The sequence below is a fragment of the Thermodesulfobacteriota bacterium genome, from assembly GCA_040755095.1.
In the GTDB taxonomy this organism is placed as follows: domain Bacteria; phylum Desulfobacterota; class Desulfobulbia; order Desulfobulbales; family JBFMBH01; genus JBFMBH01.
Map to the genome: position 1 here is coordinate 50,520 of JBFMBH010000005.1, position 16,486 is coordinate 67,005.

General features: G+C 66.9%; 13 protein-coding genes and 1 pseudogene. 11 read left to right on the top strand and 3 right to left on the bottom strand.

Annotation, left to right across the window (positions count from 1 at the left end):
• Nucleotides 1–15: 15 nt before the first annotated feature.
• The 6 genes from AB1634_02025 (at nt 16) to AB1634_02050 (ending at nt 8,165) form a co-directional block, all read left to right on the top strand.
• Nucleotides 16–1,599 carry a hypothetical protein gene (locus AB1634_02025; protein MEW6218295.1) on the top strand — a complete coding sequence of 528 codons (1,584 nt, stop codon included), beginning with the start codon at nt 16–18 and terminating at the stop codon, nt 1,597–1,599.
• The gene (locus AB1634_02030; protein ID MEW6218296.1) at nt 1,586–2,263 is read left to right on the top strand and encodes a hypothetical protein; all 678 of its coding nucleotides are present in this window, start codon (nt 1,586–1,588) and stop codon (nt 2,261–2,263) included. Before AB1634_02025 ends, AB1634_02030 begins: the two co-directional genes overlap by 14 nt.
• Entirely contained in the window at nt 2,260–3,951 is a 1,692-nt protein-coding gene (locus AB1634_02035) for a peptidyl-prolyl cis-trans isomerase (protein ID MEW6218297.1), read from the top strand. Before AB1634_02030 ends, AB1634_02035 begins: the two co-directional genes overlap by 4 nt.
• A 106-nt stretch (nt 3,952–4,057) precedes the next feature.
• Entirely contained in the window at nt 4,058–6,082 is a 2,025-nt protein-coding gene (locus AB1634_02040) for a cytochrome c3 family protein (protein ID MEW6218298.1), read from the top strand.
• Nucleotides 6,082–7,266 (top strand): cytochrome c3 family protein, encoded by a 1,185-nt coding sequence (locus AB1634_02045; GenBank protein MEW6218299.1) that lies wholly within the window; start codon nt 6,082–6,084, stop codon nt 7,264–7,266. The genes AB1634_02040 and AB1634_02045 overlap by 1 nt, the downstream gene beginning before the upstream one ends.
• A gap of 23 nt (nt 7,267–7,289) precedes the next feature.
• Nucleotides 7,290–8,165, top strand: coding sequence for an NHL repeat-containing protein (locus AB1634_02050; protein ID MEW6218300.1), 876 nt, complete (start codon nt 7,290–7,292; stop codon nt 8,163–8,165).
• Between the two features lie 93 nt (nt 8,166–8,258).
• Here AB1634_02050 and folE2 read toward each other — a convergent pair whose 3' ends face one another.
• On the bottom strand, nt 8,259–9,056 hold the full coding sequence (gene folE2 / locus AB1634_02055; GenBank protein MEW6218301.1) for a GTP cyclohydrolase FolE2: 798 nt from the start codon (nt 9,054–9,056) through the stop codon (nt 8,259–8,261).
• A 74-nt stretch (nt 9,057–9,130) separates the two neighbouring features.
• On the opposite strand from folE2, the pseudogene AB1634_02060 reads away from it, so the two are divergent.
• Together AB1634_02060 and AB1634_02065 are read left to right on the top strand one after the other, a co-directional pair.
• Nucleotides 9,131–9,712: pseudogene (locus AB1634_02060) on the top strand (IMP cyclohydrolase).
• 52 nt (nt 9,713–9,764) lie between these two features.
• Entirely contained in the window at nt 9,765–10,340 is a 576-nt protein-coding gene (locus AB1634_02065) for a phosphoribosylglycinamide formyltransferase (protein ID MEW6218302.1), read from the top strand.
• Nucleotides 10,341–10,391: 51 nt separating this feature from the next.
• Here the strand turns inward: AB1634_02065 and AB1634_02070 are convergent, their stop codons facing one another.
• Complete coding sequence (locus AB1634_02070; protein MEW6218303.1) at nt 10,392–11,690, bottom strand: class II fructose-bisphosphate aldolase; 1,299 nt, start codon at nt 11,688–11,690, stop codon at nt 10,392–10,394.
• Between the two features lie 242 nt (nt 11,691–11,932).
• On the opposite strand from AB1634_02070, the gene pyrR reads away from it, so the two are divergent.
• Together pyrR and AB1634_02080 are read left to right on the top strand one after the other, a co-directional pair.
• Nucleotides 11,933–12,490 carry a bifunctional pyr operon transcriptional regulator/uracil phosphoribosyltransferase PyrR gene (pyrR, locus tag AB1634_02075; protein MEW6218304.1) on the top strand — a complete coding sequence of 186 codons (558 nt, stop codon included), beginning with the start codon at nt 11,933–11,935 and terminating at the stop codon, nt 12,488–12,490.
• Between the two features lie 43 nt (nt 12,491–12,533).
• Nucleotides 12,534–13,886: an ATP-binding protein gene (locus AB1634_02080; GenBank protein MEW6218305.1), complete on the top strand. Its 1,353-nt coding sequence runs from the start codon at nt 12,534–12,536 to the stop codon at nt 13,884–13,886.
• Nucleotides 13,887–13,897: 11 nt separating this feature from the next.
• Here the strand turns inward: AB1634_02080 and AB1634_02085 are convergent, their stop codons facing one another.
• Nucleotides 13,898–15,820, bottom strand: coding sequence for a tetratricopeptide repeat protein (locus AB1634_02085; protein MEW6218306.1), 1,923 nt, complete (start codon nt 15,818–15,820; stop codon nt 13,898–13,900).
• Between the two features lie 73 nt (nt 15,821–15,893).
• Between AB1634_02085 and AB1634_02090 the strand changes: the two genes are divergently transcribed.
• Nucleotides 15,894–16,486 (top strand): rhomboid family intramembrane serine protease (locus AB1634_02090; protein ID MEW6218307.1); only part of this gene is annotated, 593 nt, incomplete at its 3' end.

Below are 16,486 nucleotides of genomic sequence, written 5' to 3' on the forward strand. Positions count from 1 at the left end.
TCTGGCCTTCGCTCCGTGAGGACGCATCGTCCAGCAGGCCTGCCGTCCCACCGCCTCATGAGCCTCGGCTTCTCCCCCGGTGCCTGGCCCCGCCTCCTGATCCTCCTCTTCCTGCTGGGCCTCCTGCCGGCAGCCCCGGCGCCGGCCGGTGCCGCCAGCGGCAAGGTGGCGCTTCTGCCCTTCGACGATCTGTCCCGGGGCGCCAATTCGGTGGACCTGGAGATGACCACCCAGGTCGCCGATCTCCTGACGGTGTCCGGAATCAACGTGGTGGATGCCCAGGCGGTGCGGGCGTATCTCGCGACCAACCGCGTGCGCCACACCGGGATGATCGATCTCTTCAACACCATGGGCATGCGGGAGGCCCTGGGTGTGGACTGGATCCTTACCGGCACGGTGACCCACCGCCGCCCCGAGCCGCAGCCGGCCCTGGGCCTGTCCCTTCTCCTGGTGGACGCCCACACCGGCAAGGCCGTCTGGGCCTGGAACGAGAGCCTGGCCGCCACCGAGCTGGTGAAACCCCTGGGAATCGACGCTGTCACCAGTCTGGCCGCGATCACCGATCTGGTCCTGGCCCGGGTGCCGTTCCAGTTTCCGGAGCCCGGCGAAGCCCTGGTGGACCTGCCCATTCCGCCATACTCGGTGGAGAGCTTCGATCTGAGCTCCCGGTTCGTCGCCGGCAATGGCCGGATGGAGTGCCGGGTGGGCTTCCGTTTTGATGAGGAGCCGCCCACCGACGTCTTCCTGAAGCTGGGGGGCAAGCGCATCAGTCTGGTGTCCATGGCCAAGGAGAGCGGCACCTACTGGGCGAGCTGGCAGGCGCCGGAGGCAGAGGGGCGCTATTCGGTCGCCACGGTTCTGCGGTGGAAAGGCCGGCGGGAGGAGTCCAAGTTCCTGGCCTCCTACCGGGTGGTGAACGAGCCGCCGACCGTGTCCCTGCGCTTCGGCAACGGCGTGCCCCTGGGGGATTCCGGCGTCATCGCCTTCCGCTCCTTCCTGAGCATCAGCCCGGTCGTCAACAAGACCGCTCCCGTGGCTTCGTTCCGCATCCAGATCGAAGACCCGAAGACCGGCGCCTTCCTCATGGACTTCAAAAGCATCGAGAGCCTGCCCGAAGCCATGGTCTGGCGCGGTGCCGGTGATCAGGGGCCTCTGGGCTCCGGCTACTACCGGCTCATCCTCACCGTCACCGATGTCATGGGCAACGAGATCGCGGATTCGGCGGAGCTGTACCTGGGCAAGAATCAGCCCCGGGTGCTGCCCGCCATGGAGCGTCTCGAAGACGGGAGGGTTCAGCTCCACCTCATGGCGGTCCCCGATCCCCAGACCGGCGAGATGGAGCCGGTGCCGGTGAAGTACTGGCAGCTGCGGGTCACGGATCGGGAGCGCAACTTCCTTCTGGAAGAGGAGGGAGAGACGCTGCCGGCCACCGTCACGCTGGATCCCGGCGCCGAGACGGTCTTTCTGGTCTCCTACCTGGTGCGGGATGTCCTGGGCAACGAGCGCCACGCCCGCAGCGAGACCGTGGAGCTGCCCGTTACCGGCGGCGGCGAGGACCAAGACAAGAAGGAGACCGATGTCTGGCATGAGGAGTTCTAGTTCGGCCAGCACCGGCTGCTGGCCGCCCGGGTCGAAAAGCCGCTCCGGGGGGACCCCTGGCGGTTCGCATCCAGGTCGGGTACACTGGCTCGTCACCGTTCTTCTGGCGTGTCTCGCCGCCGGCTGCGGCAAGGCCCAGCACAGTCTGGGCCTGGTGGCCGCGGGGGGGGAGGGGATCTGCCGGGTGGCGGTGCTGCCCTTCCGGGACCAGGGCAAGGTGCCCTTTGGCGGGCACGTGGTCCAGCGGACGTTCACCGCGGAGCTCATCGCCAGCGGCCGCTTCGATGTAGCCCTGGAGGGTGAGGTGCTGGCCTTTTTCCGGGAGAACCGGCAGCTGCCCCAGGCGACCCTGTCCCGGGACTTCTACATCAAGATGGGCCAGACCATGGGCGTGGACGCCATCGTGGCGGGCACGGTGCTCGGCATGAGCGAAGGCTCCGAGGGCCGGGATATGGTGGTGCCAGAGGTGGCCTTCTCCCTGGAGCTGATCCGGATCCGGGATGGCAAGCCCCTGGTGGTGACCCACCACCACCGTGCCGGGGATGAGTATCGATGGCTCATGCACGTCGGGGTGGTGCAGACCATTTCGGAGCTGGTGAGCCGGATGAGCAAGGAGGCGATCGAGGAATGGCGTATCTTGGGCTTCGAGGGTTGTCGGTTGTGAAGCGGGCCAGCTTGCTGGGCCTCGTGACGGTGCTGGTGCTCTGGGGCTCCCTGGCACAGGCGGTGTGGCCCTTCGGGGAACGGCACCTCCTGGTTCTCAATGGCGCCGGGCACAGCAAGGCGGATTTTCTGCAATTCTGGGAGCAGTGGAAGGAAGAGGACAGCCCGGTTCCCGACAGCCCGGATTTCTGGATCGACTGGCTGCTGTTTTATCAGGAGGCCGAGCAGATGGAGCTGGGCGATGCCCCGGCGGTGCAGGCCAAGCTGTTCACCTTCCTCAAGGTGCGGGCCCTCATGCAGCTGCGCCAGGACGAGGTGACCAGCAGGATGGCCGCCGTCGATGAGGAGCGCCTCTGGCAGCGCTATTTGCAGGACGAGGCGCCCCTGTACAAGATCGAGAGCGTGCTCATCGCCGACCAGGCGGCTGCTGGCCGCTTCGCTGAGCTGGCGCGGGCTGGCCGCCCGTTCGCCGAGGTCGTCACCGATCCCAGCCTCGGCCTGGCCGAGCCGCCCAAGGTGATCTCGTCGGACTGGCTGCGGAAGAGCAAGGTGCCCGAGACCTACCGGGAGGATCTGGCGAAGGCCGAGCTCGGCTCCGTGCTCGGTCCCCTGTTCTGGGAGCCCAAGAAGACCTACTACCTGGTGCGGAAGGTAGAGCAGCAGGCTGGCAGCCAAGAGGACTTCCAGAGGATCCGCAAGGACATCGAGGAGCGGCTCTTCAAGGAGGAGGACGGCCGCCTGACCAGAGACCTCCTGGTCCGTCTGATGAAGGAGTACGAGGTGGTGACCCACGACGACCGGATCGAAGCCCTGCCCATGAACGGCGGCTCCCAGGAGCAGCTGAGCGCCGTGGTGGTGGAGATGAAGGGCGGCAGGACGGTCACCGGCGGTGAGCTCGTGCAGATGGTGATGCGGGATCTGTCCATGCGGATGCGGCCCAATGCCCAGGGCTCTTTCGACATGGTGCATGGCGATTTCAATGACGCCAAGCGCCGGGTGCTCATGGATTACCTGGGGGCGGAGCTGACGGTTCGGGCCGCCCTGGACCGTCACTATGAGCAGAAGCCGCCCATCAAGGATGTGTTCGATTTTTACCGCCAGCGGCGCATGATCCTCGAGCTGAAGAACCGGCTGTTCCGCACCCAGGTGGAGGTCAGCGACCAGGAGGCCCAGGCCTTCTACCAGGCCAACCAGCAGCTGTTCACCCACCCCGCCTCCCTGGAGCTCGCCATCCTGAGCACCCGGGACGAGAAGCTGGCCGATTTCCTGCGCAAGGAGCTTCTCTCGGGCAAGGATTTCTTCGAGGTGGCCAACCATGTGGTGGCCGGCGGGGTGAATCCGACCAATGTGCTGGTGAGCGATCTCGATCCGGCGATGGTCGAGGCCCTGTCCGGAGTGGCCGAGGGGGCGCAGGTGGGCCCGGTGAAGATCGGCGAGGATACCCACTTCATCAAGCTTATCCGCCGGCGGGAGTCGGTGGTGCGGCCCTTGGACGAAGTCAAGCACATGATCACCAGGAAGCTGCACGAGGAGCGGATCCAGGAGAAGGAGGAGGCCTTTCGGCAGAAGCTGCGGGCGGTCTCCAAGATCGAGGTGGATGACGGCCAGTGGCAGGAGGTGGTCCGCACCCTGAAGGCCCAGGAGGCGGCCCGGCAACAGGAGAAGGACAAGCCGGCAAAGGGCAGTTGAAGGCAGCTGCGAGCGTCTTGCAGGGAGGGATGGAGCCTCGGCCGGTGGCCTGTGACCTGGGCGAAGGCCGGATCAGGGTACAACCGTTTGCGAAGAGGGACTCTCGATGATGCAGGAGACACGCCAAGTGGGCAATGGCAGTCGGATGGGGCTCTTGGGGAGACAGGGAACGGTGTGGCTGTTGACCGCCGCGCTGCTCCTGGGGCTGGCCGCCTGCGTGCCCCAGCCGTCCGAGTCGTCCCGATCTGCCGGCAAGGCCAAGAAGAGCTGCGTGGAGTGCCACGAGACCGAGTACAAGGCCTTCCAGACCGGGGTGGTGCACAAACCGGTACAGGAGGCCAAATGCGACGGCTGCCATGACCCCCACGGCATGATCGGCGGCACCTTGCTCAAAGCGGATGAGCCGGAGCTGTGCTATTCCTGCCACGCTGCCGTCCGCCAGGCGGTCCAGGGGGCGGCTCACGGCCATCCGCCGCTCCAGAGCACGACGGCCGCCTGCACCAGCTGCCATGCTGTCCACAACTCCCCCCATGCCAAGCTCCTCAAGGAGCCGGCCGCTACCTTGTGCTTCAAGTGTCACGATCAGACGGAGTTCGGCCGCACCAACCGTCACCAGCCGCTGCAAACCGGGTGTGCCTCATGCCACCAGGTGCATGGCGCCCCGGCAGCCAAGCTGCTGCCCAAGGAGCCGGACGCCTTCTGCCAGGACTGCCACCAGCCGGACGGCAAGGGGATGGAGGCAGGCCACCGGGGGTACCCCGTGCAGGGGGGCTGCGTCTCTTGCCATCAGCCCCACTCGGCCAGTCGCGCCAAGCTGATCCGGGAGGTCCCGCACCAGCCGATGCTGGAGGGGCAGTGCGAGTCCTGCCATGCCGGCAAGGGCAAGCCCGAGCCACTCGCCCTGACCGGCACGGGCAGCAGCCTGTGCCGCGGCTGCCATGACGATGTGACCGCCGGTCAGACCCAGAGCGTCCATGCACCGGTCACCGGGGGCGAGTGTCTCTCCTGCCACGCCCCCCACGGCAGCAACCACCAGGCCATGTCCCGTCAGGCCCCGGAAAGGCTGTGCTTCGAGTGCCATACCTTCAAGCAGATCGGGCCGGAGAAGACAGGGCAGACCGAGAACGGCCACCAGCCGGCTGCCGAAGGCCGGTGCCTGACCTGCCACGCGGCCCACGCCGCACCGGTCAAGCCGCTGCTCAAGAGCCCTGCCGCCGACCTGTGCTTCTCCTGCCATGGCAAGGAGCCGGGGTTGGCCGACCGGAGCCACCAGCCGGTGAAGGAGCGGCGCTGCACCTTGTGCCACTCGCCCCACGAGTCCCAGGGCAGCCATCTTCTGGCGGGAAGCGAGCAGGAGATCTGCCTGACCTGTCACAAGAAGACCGGGGACGATATGACCCTGGCCTATCTCCATCATCCCTTTGCCAACGGCGATTGCACCGGCTGCCACGCCGCCCACGGCTCCAGAAGCGCCGGCATGCTCAAGGCCAGCGGCGTTGCCCTGTGCGCCTCCTGCCACCAGAAGCTCATCGAGGAGCGGACGGCCAATATGAAGAAGCATCAGCCCTTTGCCCAGGGCGAGTGCATGAAGTGCCACGCCCCCCATGGCTCGGACAACCCCTTCACCCTGGTGCACAAGCTGGCGGACACCTGCTTCACCTGTCACAGCGGCCTGGAGCGCCAGATCGGCTCGGCCCGGCAGGTCCATGAACCGGTGGTCAAGCGGAACTGCACCGCCTGTCATACGCCGCATGCCTCGGCCCAGGACCACCTGATCACCCGGGCGATGCCCGAGCTGTGCCTGGCCTGCCACAAGGAGGTGGCGGAATTCTGGAGCGGCGGCTTCGCGCATGAGCCGGCGGTCTCCGGGCAGTGCGCCAGCTGCCACGTCAGCCATGCCGGCGCCGAGGCCAAGCTGCTGGCCCGCAGCGCCTCAGGTCTGTGCGCCACCTGCCATCAGATCAGTGATACGGAGATGGTGCGGATCCACAAGGGGATCCGGCCGTCGGAAAAGAGCTGCACCAGCTGCCACGACAGCCATGGCTCTCCCACCCAGAGCCTGACCTTTGCGGTGGAGCATGCCCCCTTCAAGGAGCGGGACTGCAAACCATGCCACGAGGAGGCGAAGTGATGCGCGGCTTTTTCCTGATCGTCGTGATGGCGGCCGGCCTCGGCTTCACCCTCGCCGAGGCCCAGGCCGCCCGGACCAACTGCACGGCCTGCCACGACCCCGAGAGCTTCGCTGGCCGGGTGGTGCATGGCCCGGTGGCGGAGAAGAAATGCTTTTCCTGCCACAGCCCCCACGCCTCCCGCCATGAAGCCCTGCTCTATGGCAAATCCCCGGAGCTGTGCTTCAGCTGCCACAAGGATATCGACGAGGGGCTGAAGAAGCAGGAGATGCTGCACGGCCCGGTCCGGCAGGGCAAGTGCGCCGACTGCCACCTGCCGCATGCGGGCAAGGACGATGCCCTGCTCAAGGCCGGGGTACCGGAGTTGTGCTTCGGCTGCCACAAGGAGGTGGCCGGCCGGGGTGCCCGGCATACCCATGCGCCGTTTGCCCGGGGCCAGTGTCAGGCCTGCCACGTGGCCCACGGCTCCAGCACGGTCGCCCTGCTCAAGGCCGGGGTGCCGGGGCTGTGCCTGGGCTGCCACAAGGACGAAGGCGCGATCCGCGGCAAGCATTTGGGACGGGCCCTGGCGGGGATGGACTGCCTCACCTGCCACAGCGGCCACGGCTCGGACCACAACGCCCTGGTGCGCAACAACCTCCACCCGCCGTTCAAAGACAAGGACTGCGGCACCTGCCACAACCGTACCGACAAAGGGGTGGCCCTGTGCTTCGACTGCCACGAAGGCATCCAGAGCTCCTTCAACTACACCCACAACCACATGATGTCGGTGTCCGGGGTGGACAACATCTGTCTGTCCTGCCACAACGCCCATGCAGCGGACGACAAGAAGATGCTGGCCGGCACCCAGTACGGTGTCTGCAAGCGCTGTCACGCCGACACCTTCAAGCGCCGGGAGGGGGCGTTGCACACCCATCCCAACTGGGGGGTCTGCACCAATTGCCATCAGGCCCACGGCTCCAACCAGATCGCCCTCATCCGGGGGGATGGCAATGGCACCTGTGAGCAGTGCCATGCCACCCAGGGCAAGTTTGTCCACCCCATCGGCGACAAGGTCCGGGATCCCCGTTCCGGCCAACCGGTGACCTGTGTCACCTGCCACAATGTCCATGGCACCGCCTTCAAGTACAACCTCCGCCTGTCGGGGGAGAAGGACCTCTGTGTCCAGTGCCACAAGAGCTACTAGCCCCGAGGAAGGAGACTCCGACCATGAAGAGGACGCTCGCAGCCGCCCTGATGGCGGTCATCCTGGTCGCCGCGCCAGCGGCAGCCGATCGTTCCCCGTGGAAATGGGACAAGGCCCTGACCGGCGATGACGCCGGGGTGCATCTGCTCAGGCCGGCCAGCCTGTTCTGGGATGCGGCCGAGGAGCGCTACTACGTGGTGGACACCATGAACTCCCGGCTTGCCTCCTACGATCGGGAGGGGGTCTTCCTCAAGCAGCTCCGGGCGGGCGGTCAGCTCGGGCTGCCGGTATCCATGGGCCGGGATCCCCGGGGCGGGATCTGGGTGGTGGATCGCAAGCTCAATGCCCTGCAGTACGTGGATCTCAAGGCCCAGAAGGTGGAGGCCAAGACGGTCAAGTACAAGGACGGGGCAACGGTGTTCCTGGACCGGCTGTTCGTGGACCCGGCGGGCACCATCTACGTTCTGGACCGGAGCCGGGGGGGGGTTCTGCGCCTGGGCCCCGATCTGAGCGTGACCACAGAGCTCCGGGGCGAGGAGAAGGCCGCTTTCGTGGACTTCAAGGTGAGGAGTGACGGCGTCTGGGCCCTGGACCAGAGAAACCGTGCGCTGGTGGTTTTTGGCGCCGACGGCTCGGTGTCCCGGAAGATCGGTCTGAAGGGGGATCTGGAGTTTCCGGTCTCCTTCGATGTCGACGAGCACGGGCTCATCTACGTTCTGGACCGGCACGCCGGCGCCATTCGGGTCTTCGACCGTGGCGGCGAATTCCGCTACGGCTTCCTGGAGGTGGGCAGCGCCCGGGGCCAGCTCTATTTCCCCTCTCAGCTGCTGTTCGACGGCCTGGGCCGCCTGTGCGTGGCCAACGAGGGCAACGGCCGGGTGGATATTTACCGGCGCTAACGGGCATGACCGGTCTCCACAGCGGATATCCAATGTCGAACAAGGAATGTCCAACCGCCTGAAGGGACCGGCGGAACGGGTCTGAAACGTCCACTACCGGTCCCTTCGACCTTCGAAATTCCTTGTTGGACCTTCTGCGGTTCGTTCTTTCGGTTCTGGTGTGCCTTCCAGGAAGGCGTAGGCGCTGTGCTTGTGGATGGACTCGAAGCTCTCCACCCCCACCGAAAACCAGGCGATCTCCGGCAAGCCGGATGCCAGCTCCGCCACCCGGCGGACCACGTCCTCGACAAACATCGGGTTCCGGTAGGCGGCCTCGGTCACGTACTTCTCGTCCGGCCTTTTGAGGAGAGCGAAGACCGGCGCCGAGGCGGCCCGCTCCACCAGGGCGATGAGGTCCTCCGCCCACAGGAAGCGGCGGCGGAAGCGGACGTTGAGGTTGACCTCGCCCCGCTGGTTGTGGGCCCCGAATTGACTGATCTCCTTGGAGCAAGGACACAGCGTGGTGATGGGCGCCCACACCCCGAGCACAAAGTCCCGGGTCTGGTCCCCCACCGTGCCGGTGAAGGCGCAGCGGTACTCCATCAGGCTGCGGGTGCCCGACACCGGCGCCTCCTTGGTGAGGAAGTAGGGAAAGCTCATGGCGAGTTGGGCGGACTGGGCGGCCAGCCGCTCCCGTACCTCCTCCAGAAGGCGGGAGAAGATCCGGACGCTCATCTGGGCCTGGTAGCGGTGCAGCACCTCGAGAAGACTGGCGGCGCAGGTGTCATGCCGGGAGCTGGGCATGGCGGCGGACAGGCAGACGGTGGCTACGGTCTGCTGCCGGCTGCCAGCCTTCTCCTCCACCTGGACCGGGTAACGGATGTTCTTGATGCCGACGCTGGCGAGCTTCATGGGCGGCGCGGTTTCATGACCAAAGCCTCACGGGGAGGCGGGGGCTCTCCGAAAACGACAAGGAGCGTGGGAAGATGACCAAGGTTGAGCGAGCGTTGATCAGTCTGACGGACAAGACGGGCATCGAGGCCTTTGCCAGGGAGCTGGCGGGGCTGGGGGTGGAGATCCTGTCCACCGGCGGCACGGCCAAACGCCTCCGGGATGCCGGCATCCCGGTCAAGGACGTCTCGGAGCATACCGGCTTTCCGGAGATGCTGGACGGCCGAGTCAAGACCCTGCACCCGCTGGTGCACGGGGGCATCCTGGGCCAGCGGGCCAATCCGAGCCATCAGGCCCAGATGGCCCAGCACGGCATCAAGCCCATCGACCTGGTGGTGGTGAACCTCTATGCCTTCGAGAAGGCGATCCAAGAGCCGGGCTGTACCCTGGAGCACGCTATCGAGAACATCGATATCGGCGGCCCCACCCTGCTGCGGGCAGCGGCCAAGAACCATCGGGACGTCACGGTGATCGTGGACCCGGCGGACTACCCGGCCGTGCTGGCGGAGATCCGGGCCAATGGCAACACCACCCTCGGGACCCGGTTCCGGCTGGCGGCCAAGGTTTTTGCGCTCACCAGCGGCTACGACCGCGCCATTGCCGACTATCTGGCCGCACACGTCAAGGCCTGAGGCACGCGACCGGCCGTGGGGCCGGTGAGGAGGGGGCATGCAACAGCTGGCCGTACTTCTGTCCGGCAGCGGCCGGACCCTGGACAACTTCCACGAGCGCATTGCCGATGGCAGCCTGGATGCCCGCATCCAGGTGGTGGTCGCCAACGTGCCCCAGGCCCTGGGCCTGGAAAAGGCCAGGCGCTACGGCTACCCGGCCCTGGTCGCCCCGGACAGCGAGGCCACCAACCGGATCCTCGCCGGCTACTCCCTGGACCTCATCTGTCTGGCCGGCTACCTCAAGCTCTACACCCCGCCCCCCCAACTGTCCCGGGCGGTGCTCAACATCCATCCCTCCCTCGTCCCGGCCTTTGCCGGTGCCGGCTTCTACGGCATGCGGGTGCACCGGGCAGTGCATGCCCGGGGGGTCAAGGTGAGCGGCTGCACGGTGCATTTCGCCAACGAGGCGTATGACGAGGGCCCGATCATCGTCCAGCGCTGTGTGGCCCTGGACGATGACGAGACGCCGGAAAGCATTGCCGCCAAGGTCTTTGCGGCCGAGTGCGAGGCGTATCCTGCGGCGATCAACCGGGTGGGAGCGCTGGGCATCGACTTCTTCTGGCAGCGGCGCTAGCCGGCGGCAAAGGCACGGGCCGCCCCGGGGAGGGCGGCCCGCGGCGCGTCCTCAATCGTCGAAATCGCCGGCCGGTCCCTTGTCCTGGGCCAGGTTCCGAGCCCGAGCCCGGATCTGCTCCTCGGTCCAGGCCGCGGGATCCTCGATCCGGCTGCCCTTGGGCCCGAGATCGAAGCTGCCCGCCGCCAGAATGGCCGCCACCGCCAGAGGCGCCGTATCCTGGGCGTTGAGGACCTCCACCAGCATCCGGTAGATGAAGTCCTCCACCCGCTTGGCCATCCTTTCGCGGATCTCCCGGGGCTGGGCCAGGATCCTGGTCTCGAAGGGCTGGTTGAGCCTCTTGTAGTTGCCGCCCCTGATGCCCTTCTCCTGGGCGTAGGCCTTCATCTCGGCCCACAGCTCCTCGCTCATCCCCGCGCCCGTGACCTTGATGAAGTCGCCGCTGGCGTCCATGAGGGCGTTGCCGTAGTCGTTGACCTCCAGGCCCCAGCTGATCATCTGCAGGGCGGTGGCGACGTTGGCCTTGGTGGTGCGGGTGCGGCCGGTGATCTCCCGCAGCCGCTCCGAGCTGTTGCCCGAGGTGCCGTGCTGGGCGCCGGACACCTGGTAAGGGGCCAGGGCCTCGTGGATCTGCCGGGTCAGCTCCACCTGAATGCCCTGGGCCGAGGCCTCGATGCCGTGCGTGGTGCCGTTGTTGAGGGCGATCCAGTCCGGGAAGATGCCGTGGGCATTGAGGCCCTGAATGAGGAACAGGGCCTCGGCCCTGGTGGACAGGCCCTCCTTGCCTTTGATCTCGCCCACCTCGGTCTCCAGGCCAGCCCAGGCCGGCAGCATGGAGGCCACCCGCAGATTGGCCAGCAGGTTGTCGTCGTCGGGCATGTGGGAGGCGTCGACCGCAATGGAGGTGATGCCAGCGTCAAAGAGGCTGGGGATCTCCGCAACAGCCCGCTCCACATCGGCCCAGTTCTTGATCCCGTAGTGATCGGCGTGGATGGCCACCGGCACCGTGATGCCCAGCTCGTTGGCCAGGCTGTCCACCTGGCGGGCCATATTCCAGAAATTGACCGCGCAATAGCCGTTGGTGCCACCTTCGCTCTTGGCGATCTCGATGATGATGGGGGCGTTGGCCCGTTGGGCCGCCTGCAGGGCGCCCCGAATCACGAGATGGCTGCGGCCGTTGGCCGCCACGGCCACGGCCTGGCCTTTGGCCAGCATGGCCCGGTCCACCACCTTGCCGCTGACCAGGAGGGCACGGGAATGGGGAAAGAGACGCCGGATGTTGGGCGGCCGGCCGAGGTCCAGTGCCCGTTGGAAATCCTGCGCCGATACGCCCTGGCTGCCAGATGCCATGGTGTCCTCCTGGAAAGGGTCAAAGGTCAGGGAGCGGTCAGGCCGCCGCCCGGAAACAGTGTCAGCTCGACAACCAGATAGCACGAAACCGGCGGCGGCCGCAACGGGGAACTGGCCTGGGGAGCGGTCCGGCAGCCTTGGTCCCCCTTGACGCCCGACAGGCGATTGACTACACTGGCCTGATTGGGCCTCGCTGCCCGTGTCGCTATCCGGCAGGTGCCAGGTTAAGGGGGACACCGCTCGTGACCAGCAAGAAGACCACCCTGATGACCGCCGAGGACATCGAGAGGGTGCTGCAAAGGATGGCGCTCCAGCTCTTGGAGCGGAACCGCAGCACCGACAAGATCGCGGTCATCGGCATCCACACCGGCGGGGTCTTCCTGGCCGACCGCCTGCAGCGGCTGATCCGCTCCCTGACCGGCGAGCGGGTGGTGCCGGCAGTGGGCAGCCTGGACATCACCCTCTACCGGGATGACTGGAGCCTGGCCTGGCAGAATCCGGTGGTGAAGAAGACGGACATCGCCTTCTCGGTGGACGACAAGACGGTGATCCTGGTGGACGACGTGCTGTTCACCGGCCGGACCATCCGGGCCGCCCTGGACGCCCTGATGGATTTCGGGCGGCCGCACTCCATTCAGCTGGCGGTGCTGGTGGATCGGGGCTGCCGGGAGCTGCCCATCCAGCCCGATTATGTGGGGCGGGTGGTCCGGACCACGGCCGATGAGCACGTGGACGTGCTTTTGCAGGAAACCGGGGCTACCGACGAGGTGCTGGTGGAGAGCTTCCGGCCACCCGCCTGACGGGCGAGCCGTTGTCGTCAGGTCTCTGGGAGGACCCGTGCTCATGATGGTCCGTCCTGATCTGGAGCTGATCCGGGATCGCATCCGGCAGAAGCGGGCCAACTACATCAAATACGATTTCACCCGCATCCAGAACGACCTCCTCAAGACGTTCTTCGATCTGGCCCAGGAATTCGACACCCTCCGGGATTTCTTCCGCATCTGCGTCTCCCTGCCTCTGGAGTTCATCAACGTCGAAAGCGCCCTCTATCTGGTCGACGAGGGCCGTGACGAGCTGGTGCTGGTCTGCAGCAGCCTGGAAGGCGTCCGGGATGACCGGCCGCCGGCGCCGGCCGGTATCGCACTGGCCGCAGAATCGTACCGCACCGGCGACTCCTACGTGGTGCCCGTCCACGGCAAGCGGCTGGTGGCCGGCGACATGCCGCTCTTCGAGAAGGACCGGGTGATCGGCATGTTCGAGCTCTTTCCCAGCTCGCGCCTCACCGGCTCGGATCGCTTCTTTCTCACCAAGTACACCAACCGGATCGGCTTCAATCTCCACAACCGCATCATCTCCCGCCAGAACATCCGGCACCTCAAGTTCATCAATTCCCTGGTCCGGGACATCGAGCACGACGTCATCGTGCCCAACATGTACTACAAGTACCTGTTCCGGCAGCTCAGGAAGCGGATCACCGAGATCGCCGCCCTGGAGCAGCAGATGGACGAGGAGCCGGCTACCGGATTGGCGGAGATCCGCACCCGTCTGGCTGGGGTGCACCAGGACCTGTCCAGCCTGTACGAAGAGCTGCAGAAGCATCACGCCAACATCAGCCTGTTCCTGGAAAGCCTGTTCCGGCGGGACCATTTCGAGGCCGGCCACCTGGTGCTCCGGCCCCGCACCTGCATCGTCGGCAAGGAGATCGTCGAGCCCCAGCTGTCCCACTATCTCAAGCGCTTCGAGGGCCGGGGCATCGCCGTCGAGTACGCCGCGGAGATGGCCCAGGAGGAGGTCGCCCTGAGCGTCGATATCGGCCTTCTCTCCCAGGTGTACGCCAACCTCTTCTCCAACGCCCTCAAGTACACCGAGACGATCCTCGACCGCTGGGGCCAGCCCCGCAAGACGGTGAGCTACGGCCGGGAATACCACCGCCACTACTTCGGCCCCAACAAGGACGGCATCAAGTTCAATGTCTTCACCACCGGCCGGCATCTGAGCCCCGACGAGGGGGTGGCGGTGTTCTCGGAGGGGGTGCGTGGCTCCAACTGCGGCGTCGAGCCGGGAACCGGCCATGGCCTGTCCTTCGTCAAGCACGTCATCGAGATGCACGGCGGCCGGGTGGGCTACGAGCCCACGGAGCAGGGTAACAACTTCTACTTCGTCCTGCCCCTGAGCACCATGCCCCTGACCGAGTAGGGGCGCCTCCCCTACCGGCCCTTTTCCTGGGCCAGCTCCGCTTCCAGGGCCATGGCCAGGGTCATCTCCTGGCGGGCCTCCGCAAGAAGGCCCTGGGCGCTGTACGCGATCCCCAGGTTGTAGTGGCTTTCCGGATGGCGGGGGTCCAACTGGACGGCCCGGCGCAGAAGGGCGACGGACGGCTCCACCTGACCCAGCGTGAACAGGCTGACCGCCCAGTTGTTGTAAAGGTCGACGCTGTCCAGGCCCTGGGCGGCCGCCTCCCGGAAGAGCTGCACCGCCCGGGGGTGGTCCCCCAGCTGGGCCGCCGCCACGGCCAGGGTCAGGCGGGCCTCCAGGAGGTCCGGCTGCAGGGAGAGGGCGAGGCGGGCCTGGGCCTGCGCCTCGGCGAAGCGGCCCAGCTTGCGCAGGACGATGGCCGTGGCGCTGTGCAGCTGCGGCCGATCCACCATCTTGGCCCGGCCGGCCCTCTGCAGCATGGCCAGCGCCTCCTCCAGGCGGGCCTGACGCTCGCAGGCGATGCCCAGGTTGAGGGCCACGTTGCCATCGTCCGGGCTCTGGGCCAAGGCCTTGCGGAGCAGGGCCTCGGCCTCGGCGTCCTGACCAGCCTGGCTGCGGGCCTTGGCCAGATTGATGTAGCCGCGGCTGAGCCGGGGGGCCTTGGCGACGACATCCTGCCAGAGGGTCTCCTCTGAAGCCCACACCCGGTTCCGCTGCCAGGTGCCCATGCCCAGGCTGACCACCACCAGGATCGCCAGTCCGGCCAGAAGCCGGGGTCGGTGGTGGAGGAGCCGGCTGGCCTCGGCGCTGGCCGCGATGGCCACCAGGACCATCGGCAGGTAGAGGCGGTGCTCGAAGACCAGCTCCAGGGGAAGCACTGTGGATTCGATGACCAGGTTGCCCAGCAGCCAGAACAGGGCAAAAGCAACCAGGGGCCACCGCCGCCAGCTGGCCACCATGGCCGCGACCAGGACCAGGAGGCCGAGGAGCGCCGCCAGGGTGGACGGCGGGTCAAGAAGGTCGTGGGACACCGGGAAATCGTAGGCCAGGGTGAGCCGGCTCGGCAGGGGCAGGACCAGAAGGCCGAGGTAGTGCCAGACCACCCGGGCCTCGGTGAGGAGCCGCTCCACCAGGGTGAAGGACCGCAGCTCGTATCCGGCCAGGATCCCCGACACCGGATCACCGCCGGTGTAGAGGAGGCCCAGGCCGGCCAGAAGCGCGAGGCCTAGCGGCAAGGCCAGGAAGAACCGCCAGTCCAGGGGGCGGTACCCGGTCCGGGGCAGGGCCAGCTCGAAGCCCCAGATCATGACGGGCAGCATGGCGGCGTTCTCCTTGCTGGCCAGGGCCGCGATCCAGGCCAGTCCGGCTGCCGTAAGCCAGGGCCAGCCGGCCCGGCCGCGGTCCCGGCCCTGGATCCACAGGGCCAGGCTGGCCAGCGAGAAAAGGGTTGCCATACTGGTCATGCGTTGGACAATATACGTTACCGCATTGGTCCCCAACGGATGGCAGGACCAGAGGAGGGCCGCCACCAGCGCCACCGCCAGCGGCCGGGGATAGGAGCGGCTCCCCTGGGCCCTGGCCAGGATCTGCCAGGCCAGGGTGAAGACCAGGAGGGCTGCTCCCAGGTGCACCAGGAGATTGCCCAGGTGGAAGCCCCAGACCTCGTCCCCGCCCAGGGCGTAGTTCAGGGCGAAGGTGAGGTTGGGCAGCCAGCGGTGGCTGGAGGGACCGGAGGACGCCGCCCGGGCCAGGGCCGTCCAGGAGAGCGAATCGATTCTCAGCGCCCGGTTCTCGACGATGTTGTCGGCATCGTCGAAGGTGAAGGGACCGTGGAAGGAGTTGGCATAGACGCCGGCGGTGATGGCCACCAGCAGGGCCATGGCGGCCAAGACCGCCCGGGGCCGGGGAGACGTTGGCGGAGGAGGCTCGGTCATCGGGGCGTGGGCACAGGAAGGGGAGAAGCCGGTCGGGCCACAGGCTCACCGCGGATGAGGCCAGGGAGCCAAGATGCTGCCGTTGCGGGACAATATTCCAGCCCGCCGACCCCCTGTTGTAACCGTTTCCCTCATCATCGTCAACGCGGCGGCGTTTCTCCACCTGTGGAGCCAGGGGGACCGGCGTTTCGAGCGGGCGGTCTGGGCCCTGGGCTTTGTGCCGGCGCGGCTGTATGCCGCCATCCACGATCCCGGAACCGATCCCGGCGTCTGGCTGACGTCCCTCAGCTCCATGTTCCTCCACGGTGGCTGGCTGCACCTTCTGGCCAACATGTGGATGCTGTGGATCTTCGGCGACAATGTGGAAGACCGGCTGGGCCGCGGCCGCTATCTGGTCTTCTACCTGGCTTGCGGGCTGGCCGCGGTGGCGGCTCAGTATCTGGCGCGACCACTGGCGCCGGTGCCCCTGGTTGGCGCCAGCGGCGCCATTGCCGGGGTGCTGGGCGCCTATCTCCTGCTCTTTCCCCGGGCCCGGATCCTCACCCTGGTGCCGATCTTCATCTTCTTCTATTTCGTCGAGCTGCCGGCGGTGCTGTTTCTGGGCCTGTGGCTCCTGGTGCAGTTTCTGAATGGCACCGCCCAGATGACCGCCGGTGCCCCGGCCTT

Excerpts from the sequence above, each read along its gene's own strand:
- AB1634_02080 (MEW6218305.1), top strand. The coding sequence starts at position 12,534 with ATGATGGTCCGTCCTGATCTGGAGCTGATCCGGGATCGCATCCGGCAG.
- AB1634_02050 (MEW6218300.1), top strand. The coding sequence starts at position 7,290 with ATGAAGAGGACGCTCGCAGCCGCCCTGATGGCGGTCATCCTGGTCGCC.
- AB1634_02065 (MEW6218302.1), top strand. The coding sequence starts at position 9,765 with ATGCAACAGCTGGCCGTACTTCTGTCCGGCAGCGGCCGGACCCTGGAC.
- AB1634_02030 (MEW6218296.1), top strand. The coding sequence starts at position 1,586 with ATGAGGAGTTCTAGTTCGGCCAGCACCGGCTGCTGGCCGCCCGGGTCG.
- folE2 (MEW6218301.1), bottom strand. The coding sequence starts at position 9,056 with ATGAAGCTCGCCAGCGTCGGCATCAAGAACATCCGTTACCCGGTCCAG.
- AB1634_02040 (MEW6218298.1), top strand. The coding sequence starts at position 4,058 with ATGATGCAGGAGACACGCCAAGTGGGCAATGGCAGTCGGATGGGGCTC.
- AB1634_02070 (MEW6218303.1), bottom strand. The coding sequence starts at position 11,690 with ATGGCATCTGGCAGCCAGGGCGTATCGGCGCAGGATTTCCAACGGGCA.
- AB1634_02085 (MEW6218306.1), bottom strand. The coding sequence starts at position 15,820 with ATGACCGAGCCTCCTCCGCCAACGTCTCCCCGGCCCCGGGCGGTCTTG.
- AB1634_02045 (MEW6218299.1), top strand. The coding sequence starts at position 6,082 with ATGCGCGGCTTTTTCCTGATCGTCGTGATGGCGGCCGGCCTCGGCTTC.